The sequence below is a fragment of the Algoriphagus marincola DSM 16067 genome (assembly GCF_000429405.1).
Taxonomy (GTDB): Bacteria; Bacteroidota; Bacteroidia; order Cytophagales; family Cyclobacteriaceae; genus Algoriphagus; species Algoriphagus marincola.
Genome location: NZ_AUBU01000010.1, coordinates 98,407 through 123,970, shown reverse-complemented (window position 1 = coordinate 123,970; position 25,564 = coordinate 98,407). Strand labels below are relative to the sequence as shown.

The following is a 25,564-nucleotide window of genomic DNA, read 5'->3' as shown; positions in this document are numbered from 1 at the left end:
CATGTTCAAACTTCACAATTAACAACTATACCGAGTGAAGCCCTTTCCAAAAACAGGCCTCACCCCGATAGCTATCGGGGCCTCGCACAAAACGCAGGATAACAGTGGAAGTTTGCGGATTTAAGGCAGCTCAAATCTTGTCTATAAGGAGGTTTGTAACACTCTAAGGCTTGGGCTTTTTAATTTTTTCTCTGACCCATTCCCATTCTTCTTTTCCGACCCAGCCCAGCATTGCCAAGCCAAGAAAGAAAGAAACTAAGATTAGGCTTCGGAGCACGAAATCCAACCAGTAATTTTCAAATGTAGGTAAGCCCATAAACAGTAGAAAAAGGGCTATTCCCAAAATCAAAATTTTTAAAGTTTCCGGGCTAAATGGATTCATTTGTAAACGGTATTTCAAAAAGAAGAACTTAACCATATTAAAAAGTAACATTACCAAGGCTGATGCAATGGCTGCTCCGGAAATGCCAAATTGTGGGATGAGCAGATAATTCAACAGAACGATCATTATACTCATCAGGATGGTTGCGATGAGGTTGAATTTAAAGTATTTGGAAAAGACCAAAATCTCAGAGTTGGCTGAAAAGAGGGCATCAATGACTTTTCCTAAACCAATCCAAAAAACTACCCATTTTCCTGCCTCATAGAGGCTACTGTTTGGGATCAATCGGTAGATGAAATCAATATTGATCCAAATTCCCAGAAAAATCAGAAGGCTGATATAAAATTGACGGTTGGAAACTTGAGTGTAGATTTTTTGAATCGCAGGATGATTTTCTTTGGAAAAATGATCAGCAATCACAGGCATAATCACCTGAGAAATGGCGCGCCTCGGCATTTCTATCACGATAGCCATACTAAATGCGATCGTGTAAATAGCATTCGCTTCAAGGCTAATAAGCGAACTGACCATGATGGAATCGATCTTTAAGATCAAGGTAGAAGCAGCAGTAGCCAGAAAGGTAATCAGGCTGAATTGGATAAAGGCAGTTCGAAAACCCTTTGGAAATTTAGACCAGGAAAAGTCCAGTTTCAATACACGCAAATAGACGAGATAGGCCACCATACCTAAAAGCGGAAGGCCATATACCCCAATTAAACCAGCCATCATCTGATCAAAATCTATCCACTTAATAAGGAAAAAGATCATCCAAATTCCGGTCAGCAGTCTCAAAAAAACCTCTCTGAAGAATGTTGGTATGGAGACTTTTAAATAGGATCGACTATAGGCATCGAGTATGGAATTGGCTAAGGCCAAAAAGGTGATAAAAAGGACAATCCATAGGTATCTGATGACTTCAGGGGAATTTTTGGCGAAAAGCCCAATGATTTCATCCTGAAAAAGCCAAAACAAAGATGCCGCCAAAATAAAGCCTAATAAAGCTATTAAAAGGCTAAAACTCAGGAAAGAGCTTTGGTTGCTTTGTAACTTTGGGAAATACCTCGTAATCCCGTTTCCTAGCCCTAATTGAGCGAAAGGGACGATCAGCAGGGCAAGATCCTGAATGGTGCGAAAAGTACCCAGTTCTGCAGCTTCCAATGCATAGGGGTAAAGCCAAAGGACATTGAAGTAGCCAATGACTACGCCCAAATAGGAAAAAATGGCAGTGCGGAAACTTTGATTGGCGACTTTGCCCATGGGCTGAAAATATCAAAAAATCAGGAGAACCACATCGATTGGCTTCAATCGATTTTTTGGCACTTGTCACAACCGGCCTTTTCTGTCGGTTTTCCAAAAAACCTTTGCCAAAGGTAGGCTAAGGCTCCCAATCCAATTATCGCTATGATGATTTCTTGCAACATCTTAAGAGAAGATATTATAGGTCAATAAAGCAGCAAAATATGCCAGTGCTGTCATATATACTGTTTGGATCAACGGCCATTTCCAACCTTTAGTTTCCCTGTATACAATAGCAAGAGTACTCATGCATTGCATGGCAAAAACATAAAAGACCATCAGCGAAAAGGCTGTTGGCTTATTGAATGTCTTTTCTCCGGTATTTGAATTGATCTGCGTATTGAGCTTCTCTCTAATTGTGAGGTCATCCTCCACGTCTCCGCCAATGCTGTAAATAGTTGCAATGGTCGAAACAAACACTTCTCTTGCAGCGAAGGATGCAATCAATGCAATTCCGATTTTCCAATCGTATCCAAGTGGTTTGATGACTGGTTCAATTCCTCTTCCCAAAATCCCGATAAAAGAATTCTCAAGTAATAGAGAAGAGGTCTCGGCCTCAATTTCTGCTATTTGCTCTTCAGAGGATGCGGCAGCAAGTTTTTCTTCTTGAATTTCTCTTACTGCGTCCATTTGGGATGGAGGACCATAAGAACCCAGAATCCATAGGATAATGGAGATGGCCAAGATCACTTTTCCTGCCTCCGTTACAAATGTGCGAGACTTGTAATACATGGTGAGTAGGACATCTTTCCATCTGGGAGTCCGATAGGAAGGAAGCTCTACCATTAAGAAAGATTTTTCGGATGTTTTTAGAATCGACTTCAAGCCAAAGGCAGTCACCAAAACGCCAATTACCCCAAGGAGATAAAGAGCAAATAGGGTTAAAGCTTGTAAGTTGAAGATTCCAAAAATCGCCTCATCTGGAACCACCAAGCCTATCAAAATAATATAAACAGGCAATCTTGCTGAGCAACTCATCAGAGGGGTCACCATAATGGTGATTATCTTCTCCTTCCAATTACCAATATTTCGAGCTGCCATCACTCCGGGGATAGCACAAGCTACACCTGAGACCAAGGGTACAATGCTTTTTCCATGCAAGCCAAAAGGCCGCATCCAGCGATCCATCAAAAATACGACGCGGGACATGTAACCTGTATCTTCCAGAATGGCTAAGAAACCAAATAAAAGAGCGATCTGAGGAATGAAAATAACAACCCCCCCAATACCGGGAATTACCCCTTCAGAAAGTAAATCTGAAATAGGTCCAGCTGGCAAAGTACTGCTTAACCAAGCTCCCAAATCTGCAAAAAAGCCATCAATCAAGTCCATCGGGACGGATGCCCAGGCAAATATTGCCTGAAAAATTAAGAGCAGAATTCCTCCAAAAACTAAGTAACCTAAAACAGGGTGTAGGAAAATCTTATCGAGTGGAGCAGAACCTACCTCTTGATGGGATTTTTTTACCAATACTTTCTCGATAACCTCGGTGATCCGCTTATATCGGATTTTGGTTTCTTCCAGTTGAGCAGCTTCTAGATTGATTGTAAGTGTCTCTAGTTTTTTTCGAATCCAGCTTCTTTTTTCCTCTGAAAGTCCCTTGTCTTTCAGCCCAAATCGAAGAATCTGGTAAGCTTGATAATCGTTGCTCAGTTCAAAATACTCCTTGACATCCTGAAGCTGGGAATTGTCCAAGAATTCCTTTGCTTCTATAAAAGGACCTGGATTCGTGAAGTTTTGCTGATGGATCAATTCTTTTATTTGATCCATTCCTTTTAGATGCCGAGCGTCTGTCTGAAGAATTGGCACTCCGAGTTGCTTGAACAACTCATAAGTTTTTATCTCAAGCTGGCTTTTCTCAGCCATGTCAGCCATGTTCAGAGCGATGGCCAAATTGAGGCCAAGATCGATCAGTTGGGTAGCTAAAAATAATCCTCTTGAAAGTTGAACCGAATCGATAATCATCAGTGCGAAATCTGGCTTTTCGATTTCGCTCAGCTGGTTCAATACCCGGTGAGCGATGATTTCATCCTCTGAATTTGGATAAAGCGAGTAAGTTCCGGGTAGATCAATGATGTGATAAACTTGATCCTGGTAGATCATTGCCCCGGTTTTTTTGTCCACCGTCACACCGGGATAGTTACCGATTTTTTGGTTCAATCCAGTCAACTGATTGAAAATAGTTGTTTTACCTACATTGGGATTTCCAATGAGTGCTATTTTCAGCGGTTTGGTCAGAGAGGGTGGCTGTGTTTGGGCCATGAATTAGGAGATAATTTTGACTTGAAGTAAGGCCGCTTCTTGTTTGCGTAGTGCTAGGAGGGTGTTTTCTAATAGGAAAGCCAAGGGACCGTTACTTGGAGCTTTGAACTGCAGGGTGATTTTTTTCCCAGGCAAAAAACCCAATTCCATTAAATTCACTTTAAGGGGCGAATCGATTAGGTCTTCGATAATTGCGCTGTGGGAGATCTTTAGTTGATCTGCTGTCATACGTATGGCCTTTGAATCAATCTTGCAAAAGTAACTTATTTGGAATGAATCTAAGGAAAAAATCAGGGTATTTTCTCAGGAATAATTCAAAACTCATCGAATGCTGAGGATTTCATTCTGCAAATTAAACTCCAAGCCGCCTTCTAGCATGATTCGCATGCTAAATTCTAGCTGAACTTCTTTTCCTGGATTCTTTGTGAAAATCAATTTGAAAAGGTCTTCTCTAAAAAGTGTCAATCCATTTTCCAAAAACTCGGGTATAGGTCGAGTCTGCTCGACAAAAAAGTAATTCACTTCAAAAAAGTCGCTAATGTCCTGACCTACCTTGAAGATTTCTCCATCCGCAAATTCCACCTCTTTGGAATTAATAATCTGGATCCCAATCATTTTTTCTTGTGATTGAGGTGAAGGCGGACTACATGCGAAAGCTACTCCAGGGATTGAATTATTGCTTTCTTCAAAATAGGACACATTCTGTGTTTCTTTTATTCTGAAAGACTTGGTGATAAAATCGTAAGGAAGAGAGGTAGAAGGACTTACTTGTTGACCTTCGGTAGTTAGAGAAAGGGTCTCGAAAGATTGAACTCTAAAGTCAATAACTTCAAAAACAGGCCCACAACCGCAAGGATTATTGCAAAATTCAGAACAAGCAATAGGAAGCATTGCTAATGTGATGAAAAGGGCGCTGGTGGTGATGAGCTTTTTCAATTTGATGATGATTTACATTCCTTAAACTGGAAGAAGGTCTTTTTGGTTTATCAAAAAAGCCCGGATTTAAATCTCCGGGCTTTCAATTTTAAGCTTTTCCTCTAAGCATTAGGTTCCAGTACATAAATGGCAACCCATATTTTTTCAGCAGCCACATGCTGTATTGTTCTTTACTGGTATCCACAAATTTTGAAATCAGCGGATCCGAGTCACGGACATTGTCGTATTTAAATTCCGCCAAAACCATTTTTCCATAGCCAGTCACTAGTGGACAGGAGGAGTAACCTTCGTAAGACTCATGACCAACTTGGTGCGTTTTCATCAATTTGAGTAGGTTCTCCACCAAGACTGGGGCTTGCTTCCGAATAGCTGCCCCGGTTTTGGCTGTAGGCAAATGGGCTACATCTCCCAAAGAAAAAACATTCGGGAATCGCTTATGCTGAAGGGTATGTATATCTACATCTACCCAACCTTTGCCTGGACCCTCCTGAATTGATACTTCTGAATCTTGAATGAATTGTGGCGCCGCTTGCGGCGGTGCAAGGTGGAGCATGTCAAAGTGAATTTTGATTTCAGTAGCGCCAGTTAGCTCTTCCCCAATTATATTTCCTTCCATTACCGTACAGTTGCTTTCTCCTGGCTTGGAATACTGAAAGTAAATATCCTGATTTTCTACGTCGATTCGGACGGGAGCATAGAAAGGCTTGAAGATGATGTCTCTATCATGAATGATTTTGTTCAGTGTACGAGCAAAGTCCGGCACCCCAAAAATAACTGTACCGGGAGTTGCAAAAATGACATTGGCTTTGTCTCTAATGCCCTCTTTTCTGAAATAGTCTTCTGCCAGATACATTATTTTCTGAGGGGCTCCTCCACATTTGATAGGCGTGGTAGGCTGGGTGAAAACTGCATTTCCTCCTTTGAAATTCTTTAAGGTTTCCCAAGTATGTTCTGGGTCGGTATAGTTGGAGCAAACGATGCCTTTCTCCATTGCCTCAGGAAGTCCTGGCAATAAATCAGGTCTCATGACGAGGCCTGGAGCTACCACTAAATAGTCATAGCCAACATCACCTGAATTTTCTGTTCCTACTTTATTTGATTTTGGATCTATAGTGCTTGCTTTATCCTTGATCCAGGTGACGCCTTTTGGTATGTAGTCAGCCTCTTCTCGTTCAGTGTCTTTAAAATCAAAGGTGCCAGCACCTACTAAAGTCCAGGCAGGTTGATAATAATGTTTTTCTGAGGGTTCAATGATCGCAATCTTTAGCGATTTGTCCTTTCTCATAAGTTGAGCCGCCACAGTTATGCCGGCAGTTCCTCCTCCGATAATAACTATTTGATAATGTTCCATGATTGGGTTGTTTGTGGGTTTCTTAAAAGTACTAAAAGGAGTAATCTAATTTCCTGACATTTATCATGTTAAGATCTGATTTCAGCTTAAGTTCTTTCTTTTTTATAATTAACTATCCTGAATAACGATGATTTATAGCAGCCAAAATGTGATATCAGTCACAAAAGCAGGTAAGGCTTAACCGTAGTTTCGTTTTTAAAATCTGGTAAAAAAATATACTTTCACCTAGCGGATTTTTTATCACACAAATCGAAACATGACTGTAGAAGAATTAAAAAATAGCTTGCCAGGGTTTACTGACCCAAAATTACTTGAGAAGCTTATCGAAAAGGGTCAAATCATGCGGCTTGAACCAGGTAAGATTTTAATGGAGCCCGGTAAGTTTGTCAAGATGGTTCCCATAGTGCTAGAGGGGTCTATTAAAATCATGCGGATGGATGAGGATGGGAAAGAGCTTTTCCTATACTATTTGGATGCGGGGGAGACCTGTGCGCTTTCGCTGACTTGTTGCTCAGCTGCCCGTCCAAGCGAAATCAAGGCTGTTGTTGAGGAACCTACACTTTTAATTGGAGTGCCAATCAATGTCCATGAACAGTTGACGGATGAATTCAAGCAATGGAAAGACTTTGTTTCTTCTACCTATCAAAGTAGATTTCAGGAGCTCCTGATTGCTTTGGATGCGGTAGCATTCCGAAGAATGGATGAACGTCTAATGCGCTACATCGTTACAAAAATGAAGCAGCATAAGACTAATGAATTACATACAACTCATCAGGAAATCGCAAATGAGTTGGGTACTTCAAGAGAAGTAATCTCAAGGCTGCTCAAACAACTGGAAAAGAAAAAATGGATTGAACTAGGTAGGAATGTAATTTACATCCGTGACGACTTTGAGGAGTTGATTAGTAAATAAATCACACCATCACCAAGAGCGGTACTCGAACCTGGTAAGCCATTTCGATAGATTTTCTTTTTCCCAAAAGTTGATCCCAAATGGATTTTTGAGTGTGGCACATGGCCAAAATAGATTCTGGATTTTCTTCCACAAAGCTTTTGATCCCTGATATCACATTCTCAGATTCCAATTGGTGTATGGTAGGTAAGTATCCTGCTTCTTTTTCGAAGTAATTCTTCAAGCCATTGAGGGCCATTTCCTTTACAAAGGACCTTGACTTAACGATATGGATAATCTGGATTTTTAAGCCCCAAATACTGGCGTAGCTATTCACTTTTTCTATAAACTTTTCCTCATGATCTGCTACTTCCAATGCAAAGCTTAGACTTTTTATCTGCTCGGTGGAAGATTCTTCAGGAACAAGCAGTACAGGAATCGTAGTCTCCCGGATCACATTTACAGCTGTGGATCCAACCAGGATTTTTTTGAGTCCTCCCATGCCGTGTGTTCCCATGATGATCAAATCTGCATCCAATTCTTCTGCCAGACGGGTGACGTTGATTGATGGAGTTCCTTCAATTATTTCTGAGTGAATTTCAATTGGTCCTATGCTATATTTATCCACCATTTCTTCCAAAAGCTTCCTGGCGTCAGCATGCATATTGTCGAGTGCTAGGGCTGTTTGGGAGGCAAAATCATAGATCATCTCTACCACATGGCACAGTACAATAGTGGTTTTGCTTCCACGATGAAGTCCAAGCGCAAATTCTAAGGCTTTGACAGAATTGGTGGAAAAATCAATTGGAACAATGATCTTCATGGCATTAAGGTTTTTACGAATATAAAGCCCTTTTCATACAAAAAACATGAAAAAAATCATTCCCAAAGGAGATTTAACTTTAACTTAAACCGAATTCTTTTGAAGAGCCTAAATGTTTTAATGTAACTTTTGTTACTGCTTACCCCTGTGGCTGCAGCTTACTTTTGAGGCATAATTCAAAAATGAAAATCAATGGATATTATAATTATTTTAGGATATGCAGCAGCCATCTTGATCGGTGTTAGTTTAGGACTGATTGGTGGGGGAGGGTCGATATTGACCGTTCCTGTTCTGGTTTATATTCTGCATATCGATCCGGTTTTAGCCACGGCATATTCCTTATTCGTGGTGGGTACGACCTCTCTTGTAGGGGCTGGAAATTATATGAAAAGCGGATTGGTGGATTATAAGACTGCAGTAGTATTCGCTATCCCTTCATTTATTGCGGTATTCTTGACTAGAAAATTCTTGGTTCCTTGGCTTCCTGATCCTTTGTTTACCATGGGCGATATGGAAGTATCCAAAAGCGTCGGAATCATGGTTTTCTTTGCACTGATTATGCTTGCCGCTTCTTATTCCATGATTAAGGAAAAGAAAAAAGGTGGAGAGGATGAAAACGGTGAAGTCAAATTCAATATTCCGTTAATCGCTTTGGAAGGGTCGGTTGTTGGTGTAATTACCGGTATAGTCGGAGCTGGGGGAGGATTTTTGATTATCCCTGCTTTGGTTCTCTTGGCAAGATTACCCATGAAGCTTGCCGTAGGTACTTCTTTGTTGATTATTGCTGCTAAATCTTTGATAGGGTTTTTGGGTGATATCTCCACGCAAACCATCGACTGGCAAATGCTGTTAATCTTTACCGGATTATCCGTAGTAGGTATATTTATCGGCAGCGCACTTTCTAAAAAGATCAATGATAAAGCATTGAAGAAAGGCTTTGGCTGGTTTGTCCTTGTGATGGGTATTTACATCATCGGAAAAGAATTAATGAATCTATAAGAAGGCATGGTGGAGAAGTATTTCAAAATATTCCTTGACGGATATTATGGATATTGGAATTATTTGAAAAGTGAGATTCTGTATCCTTCCTGGCAAAATTACTTTTACTGGTTAGTTGGTTTATCTCTTTTAGTCTGGCTATTGGAAATCGTATTTCCTTGGAGAAAGAATCAGCCAATTATTCGTAAAGACTTCTGGTTGGATGCGTTCTATATGTTCTTCAACTTCTTCCTCTTTTCATTGATCGTATACAATTCGCTCAGCAATGTTTTTGTTGAGGTTTTCAATGACTTCCTAGGCTTGTTTGGAATTACTAATCTGGTAGCTATTGAAGTGAATTCCTGGCCGATTTGGGGGCAATTCCTATTGATGTTTTTGGTAGCGGATTTTATTCAATGGAATACGCATCGACTATTGCATCGAGTGCCTTGGCTTTGGGAGTTTCATAAAGTGCATCATTCTGTGGAGCAAATGGGCTTTGCAGCGCATCTTCGCTACCACTGGATGGAAACGATCGTCTACAAATCGATTCAGTACGTTCCTTTGGCAATGATTGGCTTTGGATTGGATGACTTTTTCATCCTGCACATTTTTACCATCGCTATTGGTCACTTGAACCATGCGAATATCAGATTGACCTACGGACCATTGAAGTATATTCTCAATAATCCAGTCATGCATTTGTGGCATCATGCCAAGCACCTTCCCGAAGGTAGTCACGGTGTCAATTACGGTATTTCCCTTAGTATTTGGGATTACCTTTTTGGTACGGCATATATTCCTAATGAAGGAAGAGATGAGCCGCTTGGCTTCGAAAAAGTAGAAGAATTTCCAAAGACCTTTTGGTCACAAATATCTTATCCATGGCTGCGCAAAAAGAGCTGACTACTACCAACCCATTCAATAATTGGCGAACAGTCATCATTTTGACTTTGACCTTGGGATTAGCCCCATTTGTCCCCGAGCCTCACTTCTTCGGAAAGATTCGTTGGGTATTGGGTGGTGCCAATGGCATGCAGCTGATCGATTGGGGAGACCTCTTGTTTCATGGTTTGCCTTGGATATTGCTGGTTAGGCTTTCCGTTATTTCACTCAGAAAAAAGCTTGTTAAAGCGTCATAATGTGATTTTTATTACTGTTTTGAGGGATAAGGTCAGATACTTTTGTATCAATCTTTAACAACGAAACACGAAAAATATGTTTGACTTCTTTAAATCAACACCTAAAGCTTACGAAGATATATCTGTAGGAGAATTTCACGACTTGATGCTGCAAAAGGATGCGGTCATCATCGATGTACGCACAGCCGGAGAGTTCGCTGGAGGCAAACTTCGGGGAGCAAGAAATATTGACATCATGTCTAGAAATTTCACTCAGCAGATTGAAAACCTTCCAAAAGACAAAACTTATTTGCTCTACTGCAGAAGTGGTAACAGAAGTGGGCAAGCCTGTCAAATAATGACTGAAATGGGCTTCAAAAATGTGAAAAATATGGCTAGAGGGATCATGTCCTGGCCATTTGAAACTGTATAAAAAAAGCGGGTTTAAGCCCGCTTTTTTTTATCTCTTTGCGATTTTATTGTCGCTGATAGTTTTTTGACGAGTACTCTTGAATCTGGTGAGGGTGCTATCCATTTTTTTGATATGCTTGGTGCTTCTTCCCTGCACACGTTTCCTCCACATTCGAAAGCTACTCTCTTTCATGTTTTTTCGCATCAACTTGATGACTTCTGACTCACTGACGCCAAATTGCTGCTCAATAGCATCAAAGGGAGTTCGATCTTCCCAAGCCATTTCTATAATGCGATCTATTTCTCGCTCGCTTAGTGATATTTTTTTACTCATACCTTCCAAACCATCACATGGCCTAGTGGTTTACTGATTGTGCAAAAAATTTCCATAGTCTGGTTAAAAAGAGACTTACGTTTACGCGATCATCCTCCGCTGTTGGAAGCCTTTCGGGCTGGGTATCCCATTCTTCTTTTGTATGCATTTGAGCCATCGCTTATTGCTGCGGCCCAAAGTGATACAAGGCATTGGCGTTTTGTATGGGAAAGCCTGGAGGACTTAAATAGCCAATTGAAAGAATTCCAAGCTCAGGTTACCATTCTGCATGCTGAGGTTTTAGATATTTTCAAGGCTTTGCAGCAGGAATATATCATTCAAGCGGTCTATTCACACCAAGAGACTGGAATTGCAGTTACTTATCAAAGAGATCAAGCCGTAGCCAGCTATCTTAAAGCTCACAAAATTCCATGGAAGGAATTCATTCAACAGGGAGTCAAGCGAGGGAGAAAGGATCGTAAAGGATGGAAAGAAGCTTGGTTTGCTCACGCAAAAGCGACTATTGAAGAAATCCCTTTAGAAAAGATTCTGTTTGTTTCCCTTTCTAAAAAATTTCTAGCAGCTGAAAACTTCCTTCCCATAGACCCGGCATGGAGCCAGCCGAATCCAAAAATGCAGAAAGGAGGGGAGAAATTGGCCTGGAGATATCTCAAGAGCTTTGTTGAAGACAGAGTCAAAAACTATAATAGACACATCTCAAAACCAGAGTTAAGCCGAACTGCTTGCAGTAGACTTTCACCTTATTTAGCTTGGGGCTGTCTTTCCATTCGTCAGGTTTATCAGGTATCCGAGTTGAAGAAGAAGTCAGGTTTTCAGGTTCGAAATTTTACAAATTTTCAATCCCGTCTGAGATGGCACTGTCATTTCATTCAAAAGTTTGAAATGGAGTCCCGAATGGAGTTTGAACCTATCAATAAGGGCTTTTTGGAATTTTATCCAAAAGTAAATCATGATTGGATTCAGGCTTGGAAGGAGGGAAAGACTGGCTATCCATTGGTGGATGCTTGCATGCGTTGTGTGAAAGAAACGGGTTATTTGAATTTCAGAATGCGGGCGATGGTCGTATCCTTTTTGACACATCACCTTGGACAAAACTGGAAGGCAGGAGCAGATCATCTGGGGAAATGCTTTTTGGATTTTGAGCCGGGAATCCATTATCCACAGCTTCAAATGCAGGCTGGGGTGACAGGAATCAATACGGTTCGAATTTATAATCCAGTGAAGCAATCGCAAGATCATGATGTAGATGGCGTTTTTATCAAAAAGTGGGTGCCAGAACTTTCCAAAATTTCCGCTCCTCAGATTCATGAGCCTTGGAAGATTCCACCACTGGAATTGCAAGTTTTTGGGATGGAACTAGGAAAGGACTATCCATTTCCAATAGTAGATCTGGAAAAGTCAGGAAAAGCAGCGCGGGATAAAATTTGGGGTGCTCAGAAGCTCCCTGAGGTAAAAAAAGAGGCGAATCGGATCCTTGGAAGGCATACTTTACCTAATAGATGGGCTTAGAATGAAAAAAGAATATCTTCCAACGAAAACCTGTCCGGTCTGCAACCGCCCTTTCACTTGGAGAAAAAAGTGGGAAAAAAACTGGGAAAATGTCAAATACTGCTCCAAGCGATGCGCTAGCTCAAAGCAGAAAAATACTAACGATAGACCATGATATACCAGACCAAGTAAATCGCCAGAGGGAAAAAGTACCCGAGAAGAATCACCCAAATTGATTCTGAAATACTTCTTCTGCTGATCGAAAGAAAGCCAAAAACCCAGGCAGCTCCGTAGATTATTTCAAAAATATTGATGGTAGCCAATGGGTATTGATACTTCTCCGCCACTTGATCAAATCCAACAAGGCTTAGCATGGAAAATGGTCTGTTTAATTCGATTTCAAGATAACTGACCGCCTGAGATGGGTTTAAATAAATTAAGAAACGAAGAAGCTCAGGCAATAGAAAAATCGTTTCAGCGACCAAAGCAAATTTCCAAAGCTCCTTGTATGGCACTTTGTATCCAAGGGCAAAGGATGCTATCCAGATCAAAAATGAAATCAAGGTAAACTTGAAAAGTAGCAAAATAGGGGTAGCCAAATAGCCAAGCGAATTGAAAATATAGAAGTAGGTCAGTGCTCCCGAGTTTACTAAATTTTGTGAATCGGGAATTGCTTCTATGATCAATGTGTTGGTCAGGTACCGAATCAGAATAAAAAGCAGGACAAGCAAAACAAAATAAAGTCGTTTGTCAAAATCTAAAAGTTCTTGAATTCGTTGAGCTAGTGGATTTGCTGATGCGGTCATAGGTAAATTAGGAATGGAGAAAGATAGCATAAATCTAACTTTTAGCGATAATTTTGTGCGCATGAAGCGTCAATGGTATCGGTCAGTTTTCTTGATGGTGGTGGGAATAGTGTTTTCTCTTGTACCGATTTTGACTTATGGTCAATCTGCTCCGGAGGATAGTCTGATGGAGATGAAGAGATCGCCGTACTTACTCTTAGACAGAGGATTGCAGTATCGGATTACGAAGTCAATCAATAGTATGTATAACTTTGACTTTGAGACTGCAGAGCGTGATTTTCAGGTAATTGCTTATCAATATCCAAACCATCCTCTTCCTGATTTTTTGATGGCACTCAGTTATTGGTGGCGAATAGAAGTAGATATCACCAATGAATCCTATGATGATATTTTCTTGGCATACATAGACCGAGCGAATGAAAAAGCTGAGGCGCTTTTTGATGAAAATCCAACCAATAAGGAAGCAGCTTTCTTTTTAGCCGCCGGATATGGATTTGAAGGTAGATTGAAGGCGGAGCGGAAAAGTTGGACTGGAGCAGCCTGGGCTGGTAAAAATGCCTTAAAGTACATGGAGCTAAGCAGGGGAGAAGAGGAGTTTAATCCCGAACTTTTGCTAGGAGACGCACTCTTTAATTATTTTTCTGTCTGGATTCCGGATAATTATCCCTTGCTCAAGCCAGTTATGGCTCTATTTCCCAAGGGGAACAAAGATTTGGGTTTGGAGCAACTTGAGCAGGTGGCAACCAATGCTTTCTATACACGAATTGAGGCGATGTATTTTTTATTTCGACTCTATGCTTCTCAGGAGAAGAAACCTTACGAAGCACTCAGGATTTCTTCCTATCTCCATGAGAAATTTCCAAATAATCCTTACTTCCATCGATCCTACGCACGTCACCTTTATACTGTAGGTCGCTGGTCAGAAGCGGTAGAGGAGTCTGGAGAGATTCTGAAAAGGATAGAAACAGGAATGACAGGCTATGAATCCAACAGTGGTCGATACGCTGCTTTCTACATGGCGCAATATTATGAACGCATCGGGAATCGAGATGAGGCGAAATACTATTACCTCAAGACACTTTCCTATGGAGAGGAATCCGAATCTCAGGAAAGTGGGTATTATTTACATTCTTTGGTTCAATTGGGACAAATCGCTTTGGAGGAAAATCAGAAAGCTTTGGCCAAGGATTATTTCAAGAAAGTGAAGAAATATGCAAAGCGGAAACATCCCGCTCATCAGGCTGCAAGAGATTTTATCAAAAAGAATAAACTTTAACTCGAGAGTTTACGTTTTTTGCTTCGTATGCAGGAGATAATTTGAATTTTGGAGTTTAAAAAAGTGATTTTGAAAGCTTTGTTTGCCGAAAAGTCCCGATTAATAAATAAAATTTCGAATTTGACCCTTTAAAAAAGTTTTATTCACTTTAAAACTTTCCTTAATTATTCTAACTTTGTACGATATTATATTTTGTATATGCAAGAGAACGTAGATAGTAACATCCGAATCAAATTTGACAAGGTAGACCGGAAGATTCTTGAAATCCTTCAGGGTAATGCCAAGATCACCAATGCACAGCTTTCAAAGGACATTGGTCTATCGCCGGCCCCTACATTGGAGCGCGTGAAAAAATTAGAGCAATCTGGAATCATCAAAAGCTATCACGCAAAGCTAGATCCTGAAAAGATTGGTCTTGGCGTCAGTACTTTTGTTTTGGTTAGTCTAATCGGCCACAATAAAGCTAATATTGATGCTTTCATGAAGGAAATCAATGGTATTCAAGAGGTGATCGAATGTCATCACATAACAGGTACTGGTGATTTTATCCTAAAGATCATCGCAAAGGATATCACAGCTTACCAAAAGCTTATGCTGGAAAAAGTTTCTGAGATTAAGGAAGTCGATTCCATGCAATCCATGGTTATTCTTTCGACCTTTAAGGATTCAAAAGTATTGCCAATTCCCGTCTAAATTAAAAGACCTAATCGAACATAGGGGTGGCAAAAAGCCACCCTTTTTTTGTGTATGGAAAATCCCTGGAAAACCCTATTGCTAAAAAAAATCTACGAAAATCCCTGGATAAGCGTGGAGGAACATGATATCCTGAACCCTGCGGGTAATCCCGGTATCTATGGAAAGGTCCATTTTAAAAATAAGGCCTTAGGAATAATACCTATTGATCAATTTGGAAATACTTGGCTGGTAGGGCAGTTTCGCTATACCCTCAATGAATACTCTTGGGAAATCCCTATGGGTGGTGGGCCTATCGGACAAGATATCCTAGAAAGTGCCCAGCGTGAACTCAAGGAAGAAACTGGGTTGACAGCAAAGAAATGGACGGAAGTTCTGCGTATTCACACTTCCAATTCGGTGACGGATGAAGAGGGATTTGTATTTCTAGCTGAGGACTTGGAAGAAGGCGAACCCGAATTTGAAGAAACAGAGGTGATCAAAATTCATAAGCTTCCTTTTGAGGAGGCTGTACAATGGGTAATGGAAGGGAGAATTACCGACGGAATCAGCATAGCGGGTATTTTGAAAGTGAGTAAAATACTTGCGAAGTAGATCATATGAATATCAAGAATCACTTTTCGATTACTTTTAATCTAGCTTATCCGGTCATCCTCAGTCAATTAGGCCAAGTCATGGTTGGAGTAGCAGACTCGATGATGGTCGGGCAATTGGGTGCTTTACCTTTGGCTGCGGCTTCGCTTGCTAATTCTATCTTTTTCGTATTGATGATGTTTGGTATGGGGGTTTCGATGGGTATTACTCCCCTAATTTCTATTGCCGAAGGAAAAGGTAAGGGGCTACGTATTGGAAAGCTCTTTAGGCATGGGCTTTGGATCAATATTTTTGTGGCCTTGATCCTAACTGGAATTATATTAGGCTTATCTACAGGCTTATCATTTTTGGATCAACCCGAAGAAGTGGTCGAAGCGGCTGTTCCTTATTTGTGGGTCATTACGGCTTCTCTTTTTCCTTTTATGATATTTCAGACCTTTAAGCAATTTGCAGAAGGACTGAGCCAAACCCGTCAGGCAATGTATGTGACCCTTTTTTCTAATCTGGTCAATGTCTTTCTTAATTGGGTTTTGATTTTTGGAAAGTTAGGTTTTCCTGCCATGGGCTTGATGGGTGCCGGATGGGCGACTTTGATTTCTAGAATTTTGATGGCCTTGCTGATGGGAGCTTATGTATTGAGCTCCAAGCGGTACAAAGGCTTTGATTTAGGTCTGAAAATCAGACAATTCAGTGCGCCTCTTTTATCTCGAATTCTCAAAATTGGAATACCTACCGGATTTCAATTCATTTTTGAAGTTAGTGCCTTCGGATCTGCTGTAATTATGATGGGTTGGATAGGAGTGACTGCTTTAGCCAGTCATCAGATTGCAATTAATCTAGCTTCTATCAGCTACATGATGGCAGCCGGCTTGGGCACAGCCGGAATGGTCCGTGTGAGTAATCAGATAGGTAGAAATGACTTCCAAACTATGCGCGAAGCTGGGATGATGGTTTTTGGGATGGTAATTGCCTTTATGAGTATTTCAGCTGTCATTTTCATTCTTTTTAGGAATATGCTTCCTTCTTTATACATCGATGATCCGGAAGTGATTGCTACCTCAGCCACACTTTTGATTATTGCTGGTATGTTCCAATTGTCAGATGGTATACAGGTAGTGGGATTGGGAGTGCTTCGGGGAATGGAAGACGTCAGGTTCCCAACCTGGCTAACTTTTGTTGCCTATTGGATTCTTGGATTACCATTGGGATACTTTTTTGCATTTGGATTGGATATGGGAGAGCGAGGTATTTGGTTTGGGCTGCTGATTGGCCTCAGTATTACTGCGGTGGTTTTGTTCTATCGATTCTATCGACTGAGCAGAAAGGCTATTTTGAGGGAGAAGTTGTAAAACTTGTTTCCTATATCAGCTGAATATTCTAGCTTAGCCATAGTAACCATTCACCAACTCAATGAAAAGATTATTACTTGCTCTGCTAGTCAGCATTATCCATGTTTTCCCGACCCTTTCGCAGCAACCTGCAGTCTTGCCTTTAAAGGCCCAGGCAGAACTGATCGATTCGTGGCTAGACTATCGAATCGAAAATGTGCTTCCTGATTTAATGACAGAAACAGGGATCGATATGTGGATTGTCATCTCCCGTGAGTACAATGAAGATCCGGTGATCCGTACCCTTTTGCCAGCAACATGGATGGCAGCGAGGCGGCGAACCATTTTGGTTATGTATCAGCCAGAAAAAGGTGGAAAGGTGGAGACTTTTGCAGTCGCCAGGTATGATGTAGGAAAGGCCTTTAAGCGTGCATGGGATCCTGAAAGTCAGCCAGATCAGTGGGAAGCATTGATGGACTTGATCAAAGAGAAAAATCCGAAGAAGATAGGTCTGAATGTAGCCAAAGACTATGGCCATGCTGATGGTTTGACAAAAACTGAATATGATTTTTTCATGGAGTATCTTCCGGATGCGATGCATGAAAATGTAGTTTCTGCACAAACACTCGCAGTAAGATGGCTTGAGACGAGGACAGAACCCGAAATGGCCAGCTATCGTCATGTGCAGCAGCTTGCAAATTATATTATTCAAGAAGGATTGTCCGAGCGTGTCATTACCCCGGGCAAAACAACTACCGAAGACGTAGTTTGGTGGTATAGAGAGAAAATCAAAGAAATGAAGCTAGATACCTGGTTTCATCCCTCAGTAGATATTCAGCGAGCTAATCCTGATTCTGATGGTGCAAGCCGGTCTTTTTCTTCTCGTCCTTCCGAGATGACCATCATGCCTGGTGATCTGTTGCACATCGATTTTGGTATCACCTACCTTCGACTCAATACCGATACTCAGCAGCTTGCCTACGTTTTGAAACCCGGTGAATTTGAAGTGCCTGAGTTTTTGGATAAAGCCTTCGAAGCAGGAAATCGGGTTCAGGATATTTTGACAGAAAATTTTGTAGCGGGACGGACAGGAAATGAGATTCTTCGGGCTACTCGCAATCAAATGGATAGTGAGGGTATTCGTGGAAGTATTTACACACATCCCTTAGGATTTTACGGACATTCTGCCGGTCCTACCATTGGGATGTGGGATAATCAAGGCGATACTCCGGGAGCAGGGGATCATCCACTTTATGCAAATACGGGCTATGCGATCGAGCTAAATGCCGTGGTTTTTGTACAAGAATGGAATAAGGATGTGCGAATAATGCTCGAAGAGGGAGCCTTATTTGATGGGGAAAAGGTGACCTATTACAATGGAAGACAGCGCAAAATCTTAGCTATTCCTCGACAAACCAATTATTTGAATAATTAATCAAGAGGGGGGCTTAATTGGCCCCTTCTTCTTTTTTCAGTGGTTTGTAATTCGAGGACCTGATGAAAAGTAAAAACACCAAGGCAGAAGCAGCCATAGCGGCACTGACTAAGAAAACCAAGGAGAAATTTTCTGCTTTATTGGCATAGAGAAATCCCGAAACAATGGCCCCAATGCCGATGCCAGCTTCCAGAAAAATATACATGGTAGCAAGGGCTCTCCCGCGGAAAGCATCTAAAGAAAGATCTATCACCCAGGCAGCGGTAGTAGGACTGTTCATTCCGACTGCCGATCCGAAAAGTACTCCCGCACCGAAAAGCATCCATTTATTTTCTGCGAAAGCAATCGCCAACATGGCCAGTATCATCATGATTGAGGCTGCCCGGAGTACAGGAACTCGACCATAGCGATCAGAGGCTTTTCCAGCTATTAATCTTATCCCCAAAGAAGAAAGTGTAAAAATGGCAAAAAACAAGCCTTTGTTTTCTATCCCAAGATGATTGCTCAAATCCGGGATGATTGTCAGTACGACTCCAAATGAAAAAACGCTAAGAAATAAGATCGTGGAAGGTATCAAAACACGTTTTTCGATAATTTCATTCTTTTTGAGCTTTAGTAGGGAAAAGCTCATTTGCTCCGGTTGCTCCAGAGTTTCCTTCAATCTAACTAGGATGAGAATCGAAAAAATTGCGATTGCAGCTGAGGTGTAGAATATGTAATTCAATGGCCAAAAGGTGGCCAGCCATCCTCCAAGTGCGGGACCTACTGCCATTCCCAATGAACCGAAGAGGGATTGAATCCCCATCGCTTCGCCCCGCTGGAAGAATGGTACGATATCAGCGACGTAAGCGGAGGTACCGGTAGGAGTGAAGCCTGCCGAAAATCCATGCACAAACCGCAATAATAAAAATCCGCCTACAAAGCTCAGAACGGGGTAAAGCAAACTGACGACAAAGCAAACCACCGCTCCTACAATCATCACAGGGATTCGACCGATTTTATCAGCCAGTTTCCCTGAAAAAGGTCGGGATAGGCCTGCCGAAAGTGTAAAAAGTGAAATAATTAAGCCCTTGTAGTCTTCTCCCCCCAAGGACGAGAGATAATTCGGTAGCTCAGGAATTATCATATTGAAGGAAGAGAAAAATAGGAAGGAACTCAGGCAGAGCAGGAAAAAGTCAATCGTGAAAAATGAGGGAAGGATGGATTTTTGCATAAAATATTAAAAAAAGCCGGATTAACCGGCTTTAATTTACTCTCTGTTTGCTTCTTCCTCACTTTGAGCAAGTAAGAAGGCTTTCATAAACTCATTTAAGCCACCATCTAAAACGTACTGTGTATCAGATGTTTCATATCCAGTTCGGTTGTCCTTCACCAGTTTGTAGGGATGCAGGACATAGTTTCGAATCTGAGAACCAAAATCTACTCGAAGTTTGGATGCTTCTATTTTGGCAATTTCAGCATTCCGCTTCTCCAGTTCCATTTGATAGAGGCGGGACTTTAGCATTTGCATCGCCTTTTCCCGGTTGGCTAGCTGAGATCGCTCCACTTGACATACTACCACGATACCCGTTGGTTTATGTGTCAATTGAACCTTGGTTTCTACCTTGTTGACGTTTTGACCACCTGCACCGCCTGATCTCGAAGTTTGTAGTTCAATATCAGCAGGATTGATGTCGATCTCGATAGAATCATCCACCTCAGGATAAGCATACACTGATGCAAAAGATGTGTGACGTCTTCCTCCTGAATCAAATGGAGAAATTCTTACCAATCGATGTACCCCTGATTCAGATTTCAAAAAGCCATAGGCTAATGGGCCTTCAAATTCCAAAGTTGCTGATTTAATTCCTGCTACTTCCCCAGGCTGGACATCTACTTCACGAACTTTGTAGCCATTTTTCTCCCCCCACATAATATACATCCGCATGAGGATGGAAGCCCAATCATTGCTCTCTGTACCTCCTGCGCCGGGATTGATTTCCAGCACGGCATTGAGTTGGTCCTCTTCCGAGGAAAGCATCTTTTTCAGTTCGAGCTCCTCGACTGTCTTTCTAGCTTTCTCGTATTCAGTTTTTATTTCTTCTTCACCGACCTCTCCGGCACTGTAGAATTCATGTAAAACCTCCAAATCCTGAATAATTTGATCCAAGTCCTCGTAAGAACTTGTCCAACCTTTACGGATCTGGATTTGCTTCATGGTTTTCTCAGCCTCGTCTGGATTGTTCCAAAAATCTGGCTGTGAGGACACTGCCTCAAGATCTTCTATTTCTGCTTTCTTCCGATCGTAGTCAAAGATACCTCCTCAAAGCCGTGGTGCGAGCTTTCAAGTCTTTCAGTTGTTCTGAAGTCATTTTTCTAAGTTTAAATTATAAAGCTGCAAAAGTCTCAAAAAATTCTGCCTTTGCCAAGTAAAAATGCTCAGTTCATCCGCATTTGAATGATTTGAATCCGATTTCTGCCTGTGTGTCTGAATGTCTTGTAACGGACCGGTAGCAAAGCTAAGCCAGTGCCTACTAAAATTCCACTAATTATACTGACATTTCGGTCGATTGTGAGTTCCCCTTGTTGGTACAGAGAGTTCACTCCATCCACGGTAAAAAGCATAAGCCCAGAGCCTAGGAGTAGATAATTCAGCCCGCCTAGAGTCTTATTTCTTCGGTCTTTATTCCTAATGTCCACCTCCAAAATATCCTCCGGAGAGATTATATTTTCAGATAGATAGATGTAGTCTGCTGTGAATTCCTTGATCACATCGGTGACATAGTAGCCAAGTTTGGCACTCTTGTAGGTTATTTGTTCTCCTACTTGGTATTTTATTTGGGATTTACTGTTGTTTCCTCGCTTCAAAAGTAAGAAGTCGCTGGATTGAGCCGAGCTGTTGAAAGTTATGGATAAAAATAATCCCAAGGCAAAAAACAGTTTTTGACAAAGGAGAGGGGAATTGGAAAAGTATTTGGATCTCATCAATCGAAAATTACATCAATCCCACTAAATCCTGCAAAAAATAAATGAAAATCTTTTAGTGTAAAATAAAAAAGCCCGCTTGAACGGGCTTGAAGTATTAGGTTGATAGAATTTTGGCAACTCGAAAGTCATCATCATCTACAGTTTTGTCATCTACGATTGCTTTTTTGATCGGGGTGAAAACAACCCGATTGTTAATTAGACCTGCCATCACATCGTATTTGCCTTGCAATAGTCCTTCAATAGCTGCAACACCCAACTTTGAGGCAAGTAGGCGATCAAAAGATGAAGGAGCTCCACCACGCTGTAAATGACCCAAAATGGTCACTTTAATATCATAATAGGGTAAATGCTTTTTAACTTTTTCGGCTATTTCTGCAGCGCCGCCACTTTTTCCACCTTCTGCAACGATCACAATATTGGAGGACTTTTTAGCCTTGGTTCTAATTTTCAGCTTTTCTACCAAATCTTCGATGGGCATCTTTTTCTCAGGAATCAAAATCGCTGCTGCTGCTGAACCTATCCCTGCATTGATGGCAATGAATCCTGCATCTCTACCCATCACCTCCACGAAAAAGAGACGATCATGGGAGGTGGCGGTATCTCTGATTTTATCAATTGCCTGGATTGCTGTATTGCATGCAGTATCAAATCCAATGGTGGAATCAGTCCCTGAGAGGTCATTGTCAATGGTACCGGGAAGGCCAATAGCCGGAATTCCGAACTCTTTGTAAAACAAATGAGCTCCGGTCAATGAACCATCTCCACCAATTACTACCAGCGCATCGATTCCATGAGAACGAAGATTATCATAGGCTTTTTTCCTTCCTTCCGGTGTGCGAAATTCTTCACTCCGTGCGGATTTTAAGAAGGTTCCACCTCGTTCCAGTACATGTGTGATGTTTTTTGAATCAAGCTTTTTGATATCATTCAGGATCATACCTTCATATCCACGGTATATCCCATACATTTCTAGGTTGTAATAAAATCCTGCTCTGACCGCTGCTCGAATGGCTGCATTCATCCCCGGAGAGTCTCCTCCCGAGGTCAAGACACCGATTTTTTTAATCACTTTAGTTTCCATTAGGCTTGAGTTAGCGCTTTAAACATGAGTTCAGCCGAAGCAGGGTTAGTGGCAAGCGGAATATTATGTACGTCACAGATTCTCATCAGCATCTGCACATCAGGTTCATGGGGATGCTTATCCAAGGGGTCTCTAAAGAAAATAACCATGTTGAGTTCCTTTTGCGCAGCCATAGCTGCAATCTGAGCATCGCCACCAATTGGACCTGATAATAATCGCTGTACCTCAAAACCAGCTTTCTGAATATGTGAGCCAGTGGTGCCTGTAGCTACTAGTTCTACATCTGCTTGATGCAATATGTCTTTGAAGCCACTTAAAAAATGGACCATGTCGGCTTTTTTGCCATCATGTGCTATGAGCGCAATTTTCATAAATTAAGTTTAATAGGTTGGGTCAAAGTTAGAAAAAAATCTCTTTTCCTATCTTTTGCCAGTTCAATAAACTGTTAAGTCGATTGAGGGAATTATATTCTTTTCTTATTTGCAAGCATTACCAGAAAAGCATACTCCATAGCTAGTTCCTTAAGTGCCTGAAACCTACCCGAAGCACCTCCATGACCAGCCTCCATATTGGTGTGAAGTAATAGGAGATTTTCGTCAGTTTTCAAGTCCCTCAGCTTTGCCACCCACTTTGTAGGTTCCCAATATTGAACCTGCGAATCATGTAATCCCGAGGTGACCAGAATATTGGGATAGGCCTTTGATTCGACCTGGTCGTAGGGAGAATAGCTGAGAATGTAATGATAATACTCTTCAAACTTGGGATTTCCCCACTCTTGGAACTCTCCAGTAGTCAATGGGATACTTTCATCCAGCATGGTCGTCACCACATCCACAAAAGGTACAGCAGCAATCACCCCATCAAATAAATCAGGTCGCATGTTGATCACGGCACCGATTAGCAATCCGCCGGCACTTCCTCCCATCCCGTATAAACGGTCTGCCTGAGTATAATTCTCATTGATCAGATGCTTTGCGCAAGCAATAAAGTCTGTAAATGTGTTTTGCTTTTTTAGAAGTTTGCCATCTTCATACCATTTCCTACCCAGATCCTCACCACCTCTTACATGCGCTATCGCAAAAACAAATCCTCTATCCAAAAGGCTTAGACGATTGCTTGAAAAATACGCATCCGAACTGTAGCCATAGGATCCGTATGCATACAGCAGAAGGGGATTGCTCCTATCTGGTTGAAAGCTTGACTTTTTGTAAACCAAAGAGATCGGTACCATGACCCCATCTTCTGCCTGCGCCCAAATTCTGGCTGATTCATAAAGCGTAGAATCATAGCCTCCCACCACTTCCTGTTGCTTTAGAAGAGTTTTCTCGCGAGTGACCATGTGATAATCAAATATTGAGGCTGGAGTGACCAGAGAATTGAAGCCAAATCGCAGTATTTCAGTATCAAATTCTGGGTTGTGTCCAATCCAGGCGGTGTAGGCTTCTTCTCCAAAGTCCAAAGCATGTCCGGGACTTCCATCCCAAGGTTTGATCAGTAATTGGGTAAGTCCATTGCTTCGCTCCTGCGAAACAAAAAATCCTGAAAAAAGATCAAAATCCTCGATCAAGACATTCTCTCGATGAGGAATGAAATCTTCCCAATTCTCCAATCCTGGAGTGTCAACCGGAGCTTTAACCACTTTGAAATTTTGGGCTCGATGGTTTGTTCTGATCCAAAAATGATCTTCATAGTGGTCGGCAGCATACTCGAGGTGAGAAATTCTTGCCTGAAGAACCTTCCAATCATCCAAAGGTTGACTTGCATCGACAAATCGGATTTCGGATGAAATCGTACTTTCTGAATGAATCAGTAAGAATGCCTCTGATTTGGTTTTCAGTACATGGCAGGAAAATTCCTCATCTTTTTCCTCAAAAATCAACTGGTCATTTTCCGAATTAGAATACAATTCATGTCTAAAAATTCTATGAGCTCGAAGGGTTTCAGGGTCTTGTTTTGAATAAAAAAGGTGCTGATCATTTGCTGCCCAAGTGATATTACCGGTCGTATTGGGAATGGTTAAGCTAGATGTTTCCCCTGTTTCGAGGTCTTTGAAAAATACCTCATAGATTCTTCTGCCTACCACATCCAGTCCATAGGCTAGATATCGTTGATTATGACTTACCGCCAATCCACTCACTTGACAATAAGGCTTTCCCTCGGCAAGCTCATTCACATTTAGTAAAATCTCCTCCTTAGCCTCCAAGGATCCTTTCTTTCGGCAGTAAATTGGGTACTCACAGCCTTGCTCATATCTCGAATACCAGTAGTAGCCCTTCTTGAAATAGGGCACACTTTGATCATCTTCTTTGATTCGAGATTTCATCTCTTGAAAAAGTTGATCCTGTAGCCCTTCTGTTTCTTTTAGTGCCTCCTTTAAGTAGCTATTTTCTTCTTTTAGATAGTTGATCACTTTAGGATTTTCTCGATCCCGCATCCAATAGTATGGATCGGTTCGTTCGTGGCCATGTGTTTTTATAATGTGATTTATCTTTTTGGCGATAGGTGCCTTCATATTTTTGAGATTTTGGGTTGTAAAGCAAATCAAAATGAAGGAGGAAGGTTCAATTTTTATTAAAATTCTGAGGTATTTTAATTCAGCTATTGTGAAAATTGAAAAAAAGAAAGTTATTAAGTCTCTAATTACTAACCATCAACCTTAATCCAACGCTTATGGGAATGCTTAAAGAGTTTAAAGAATTTGCCATGAAAGGCAATGTGGTCGATCTTGCTGTCGGTGTAATCATCGGTGGAGCCTTTGGCAAGATCGTATCCTCTTTTGTGAATGATGTCATCATGCCTCCAATAGGTCTGCTGATCGGAGGAGTCAATTTTAAAAATCTTTCCTATCCTCTCAAAGAGGCCGAACTTGATGCAGCCGGAGAGATACTTACGCCTGCAGTTACATTGAATTATGGGATGTTTATCCAGAATGTTGTAGATTTTCTGATCGTAGCCTTTGTAATCTTTCTAGCTGTAAAGGGGATTAATCGCATGAATCGCAAGGAAGAAAAGAAAGAAGCTGCTGCCCCGCCGCCGCCACCGCCAAAATCTGAAGTACTACTAGAGGAAATCCGTGATCTCCTCAAAAAGCAATAAAAAAAGAGCTCCAA

At 41.3% G+C, this 25,564-nt stretch carries 27 protein-coding genes; 13 read left to right on the top strand and 14 right to left on the bottom strand.

Annotated elements, in window-relative coordinates; genetic code table 11:
* Window positions 1-163: 163 nt before the first annotated feature.
* The 5 genes from G457_RS0111085 to G457_RS0111060 form a co-directional block, all read right to left on the bottom strand.
* Window positions 164-1,639 carry a lipopolysaccharide biosynthesis protein gene (locus G457_RS0111085; RefSeq protein ID WP_026946545.1) on the bottom strand — a complete coding sequence of 492 codons (1,476 nt, stop codon included), beginning with the start codon at window positions 1,637-1,639 and terminating at the stop codon, window positions 164-166.
* 165 nt (window positions 1,640-1,804) lie between these two features.
* Window positions 1,805-3,940 carry a ferrous iron transport protein B gene (feoB, locus tag G457_RS0111075; RefSeq protein ID WP_026946544.1) on the bottom strand — a complete coding sequence of 712 codons (2,136 nt, stop codon included), beginning with the start codon at window positions 3,938-3,940 and terminating at the stop codon, window positions 1,805-1,807.
* A gap of 3 nt (window positions 3,941-3,943) precedes the next feature.
* Window positions 3,944-4,168, bottom strand: a complete 225-nt coding sequence (locus G457_RS0111070) for a FeoA family protein (RefSeq protein WP_035483680.1) — start codon at window positions 4,166-4,168, stop codon at window positions 3,944-3,946.
* A gap of 93 nt (window positions 4,169-4,261) precedes the next feature.
* Window positions 4,262-4,876, bottom strand: coding sequence for a hypothetical protein (locus tag G457_RS0111065; protein WP_026946542.1), 615 nt, complete (start codon window positions 4,874-4,876; stop codon window positions 4,262-4,264).
* 88 nt (window positions 4,877-4,964) lie between these two features.
* On the bottom strand, window positions 4,965-6,227 hold the full coding sequence (locus tag G457_RS0111060; protein ID WP_026946541.1) for an NAD(P)/FAD-dependent oxidoreductase: 1,263 nt from the start codon (window positions 6,225-6,227) through the stop codon (window positions 4,965-4,967).
* A 256-nt stretch (window positions 6,228-6,483) separates the two neighbouring features.
* On the opposite strand from G457_RS0111060, the gene G457_RS0111055 reads away from it, so the two are divergent.
* Window positions 6,484-7,140 (top strand): Crp/Fnr family transcriptional regulator, encoded by a 657-nt coding sequence (locus G457_RS0111055; protein WP_026946540.1) that lies wholly within the window; start codon window positions 6,484-6,486, stop codon window positions 7,138-7,140.
* 1 nt (window position 7,141) lies between these two features.
* Here the strand turns inward: G457_RS0111055 and G457_RS0111050 are convergent, their stop codons facing one another.
* Window positions 7,142-7,942: a universal stress protein gene (locus tag G457_RS0111050; protein ID WP_026946539.1), complete on the bottom strand. Its 801-nt coding sequence runs from the start codon at window positions 7,940-7,942 to the stop codon at window positions 7,142-7,144.
* A 192-nt stretch (window positions 7,943-8,134) separates the two neighbouring features.
* Here G457_RS0111050 and G457_RS0111045 point away from each other — a divergent pair, with 192 nt between their 5' ends.
* The 4 genes from G457_RS0111045 to G457_RS0111030 all read left to right on the top strand — a co-directional run bounded on the left by G457_RS0111045 (window position 8,135) and on the right by G457_RS0111030 (window position 10,474).
* A complete protein-coding gene (locus G457_RS0111045) occupies window positions 8,135-8,941 on the top strand; it encodes a sulfite exporter TauE/SafE family protein (RefSeq protein WP_026946538.1) in 807 nt (268 codons plus the stop codon).
* Window positions 8,942-8,950: 9 nt separating this feature from the next.
* Entirely contained in the window at window positions 8,951-9,826 is an 876-nt protein-coding gene (locus G457_RS0111040) for a sterol desaturase family protein (RefSeq protein ID WP_026946537.1), read from the top strand.
* Window positions 9,805-10,062 (top strand): hypothetical protein, encoded by a 258-nt coding sequence (locus tag G457_RS0111035; RefSeq protein ID WP_051260792.1) that lies wholly within the window; start codon window positions 9,805-9,807, stop codon window positions 10,060-10,062. Before G457_RS0111040 ends, G457_RS0111035 begins: the two co-directional genes overlap by 22 nt.
* A gap of 76 nt (window positions 10,063-10,138) precedes the next feature.
* Window positions 10,139-10,474 (top strand): rhodanese-like domain-containing protein, encoded by a 336-nt coding sequence (locus G457_RS0111030; protein WP_024282629.1) that lies wholly within the window; start codon window positions 10,139-10,141, stop codon window positions 10,472-10,474.
* A gap of 27 nt (window positions 10,475-10,501) precedes the next feature.
* Here the strand turns inward: G457_RS0111030 and G457_RS0111025 are convergent, their stop codons facing one another.
* Window positions 10,502-10,786: a TIGR03643 family protein gene (locus G457_RS0111025; protein WP_026946535.1), complete on the bottom strand. Its 285-nt coding sequence runs from the start codon at window positions 10,784-10,786 to the stop codon at window positions 10,502-10,504.
* Window positions 10,787-10,825: 39 nt separating this feature from the next.
* Here G457_RS0111025 and G457_RS0111020 point away from each other — a divergent pair, with 39 nt between their 5' ends.
* Entirely contained in the window at window positions 10,826-12,295 is a 1,470-nt protein-coding gene (locus G457_RS0111020) for an FAD-binding domain-containing protein (protein WP_026946534.1), read from the top strand.
* Window position 12,296: 1 nt separating this feature from the next.
* Complete coding sequence (locus G457_RS22540; protein ID WP_081701428.1) at window positions 12,297-12,449, top strand: DUF2256 domain-containing protein; 153 nt, start codon at window positions 12,297-12,299, stop codon at window positions 12,447-12,449.
* Here G457_RS22540 and G457_RS0111015 read toward each other — a convergent pair.
* Complete coding sequence (locus tag G457_RS0111015; protein WP_026946533.1) at window positions 12,433-13,080, bottom strand: hypothetical protein; 648 nt, start codon at window positions 13,078-13,080, stop codon at window positions 12,433-12,435. The genes G457_RS22540 and G457_RS0111015 overlap by 17 nt on opposite strands.
* A gap of 94 nt (window positions 13,081-13,174) precedes the next feature.
* On the opposite strand from G457_RS0111015, the gene G457_RS0111010 reads away from it, so the two are divergent.
* From G457_RS0111010 to G457_RS0110990, 5 genes are all read left to right on the top strand, one after another.
* Entirely contained in the window at window positions 13,175-14,356 is a 1,182-nt protein-coding gene (locus G457_RS0111010) for a tetratricopeptide repeat protein (RefSeq protein ID WP_155847142.1), read from the top strand.
* Window positions 14,357-14,554: 198 nt separating this feature from the next.
* Window positions 14,555-15,049 (top strand): Lrp/AsnC family transcriptional regulator, encoded by a 495-nt coding sequence (locus G457_RS0111005; RefSeq protein ID WP_029660975.1) that lies wholly within the window; start codon window positions 14,555-14,557, stop codon window positions 15,047-15,049.
* Window positions 15,050-15,103: 54 nt separating this feature from the next.
* A complete protein-coding gene (locus G457_RS0111000) occupies window positions 15,104-15,643 on the top strand; it encodes an NUDIX domain-containing protein (RefSeq protein WP_026946531.1) in 540 nt (179 codons plus the stop codon).
* A gap of 5 nt (window positions 15,644-15,648) precedes the next feature.
* Window positions 15,649-16,992: an MATE family efflux transporter gene (locus G457_RS0110995; RefSeq protein WP_026946530.1), complete on the top strand. Its 1,344-nt coding sequence runs from the start codon at window positions 15,649-15,651 to the stop codon at window positions 16,990-16,992.
* A gap of 61 nt (window positions 16,993-17,053) precedes the next feature.
* Window positions 17,054-18,406 (top strand): M24 family metallopeptidase, encoded by a 1,353-nt coding sequence (locus G457_RS0110990; RefSeq protein ID WP_026946529.1) that lies wholly within the window; start codon window positions 17,054-17,056, stop codon window positions 18,404-18,406.
* 13 nt (window positions 18,407-18,419) lie between these two features.
* Here the strand turns inward: G457_RS0110990 and G457_RS0110985 are convergent, their stop codons facing one another.
* The 6 genes from G457_RS0110985 to G457_RS0110955 form a co-directional block, all read right to left on the bottom strand.
* Window positions 18,420-19,619, bottom strand: coding sequence for an MFS transporter (locus G457_RS0110985; protein ID WP_026946528.1), 1,200 nt, complete (start codon window positions 19,617-19,619; stop codon window positions 18,420-18,422).
* Window positions 19,620-19,655: 36 nt separating this feature from the next.
* Window positions 19,656-20,757, bottom strand: a protein-coding gene (gene prfB / locus G457_RS0110980) for a peptide chain release factor 2 (RefSeq protein ID WP_134201715.1) whose coding sequence is annotated in 2 segments (ribosomal slippage) — window positions 19,656-20,696 and window positions 20,698-20,757 — 1,101 coding nt in all. Because the reading frame shifts where the segments join, the coding sequence is not laid out codon by codon here.
* A 67-nt stretch (window positions 20,758-20,824) separates the two neighbouring features.
* A complete protein-coding gene (locus tag G457_RS0110970; RefSeq protein ID WP_051260791.1) occupies window positions 20,825-21,370 on the bottom strand; it encodes a hypothetical protein in 546 nt (181 codons plus the stop codon).
* Between the two features lie 97 nt (window positions 21,371-21,467).
* On the bottom strand, window positions 21,468-22,454 hold the full coding sequence (gene pfkA / locus G457_RS0110965) for a 6-phosphofructokinase (RefSeq protein ID WP_026946524.1): 987 nt from the start codon (window positions 22,452-22,454) through the stop codon (window positions 21,468-21,470).
* Window positions 22,454-22,825: a methylglyoxal synthase gene (locus tag G457_RS0110960; protein ID WP_024282615.1), complete on the bottom strand. Its 372-nt coding sequence runs from the start codon at window positions 22,823-22,825 to the stop codon at window positions 22,454-22,456. The genes pfkA and G457_RS0110960 overlap by 1 nt, the downstream gene beginning before the upstream one ends.
* Window positions 22,826-22,917: 92 nt before the next feature.
* A complete protein-coding gene (locus G457_RS0110955) occupies window positions 22,918-24,966 on the bottom strand; it encodes a S9 family peptidase (protein WP_026946523.1) in 2,049 nt (682 codons plus the stop codon).
* Window positions 24,967-25,124: 158 nt separating this feature from the next.
* On the opposite strand from G457_RS0110955, the gene mscL reads away from it, so the two are divergent.
* A complete protein-coding gene (gene mscL / locus G457_RS0110945) occupies window positions 25,125-25,550 on the top strand; it encodes a large-conductance mechanosensitive channel protein MscL (RefSeq protein ID WP_026946522.1) in 426 nt (141 codons plus the stop codon).
* Window positions 25,551-25,564: the final 14 nt, after the last annotated feature.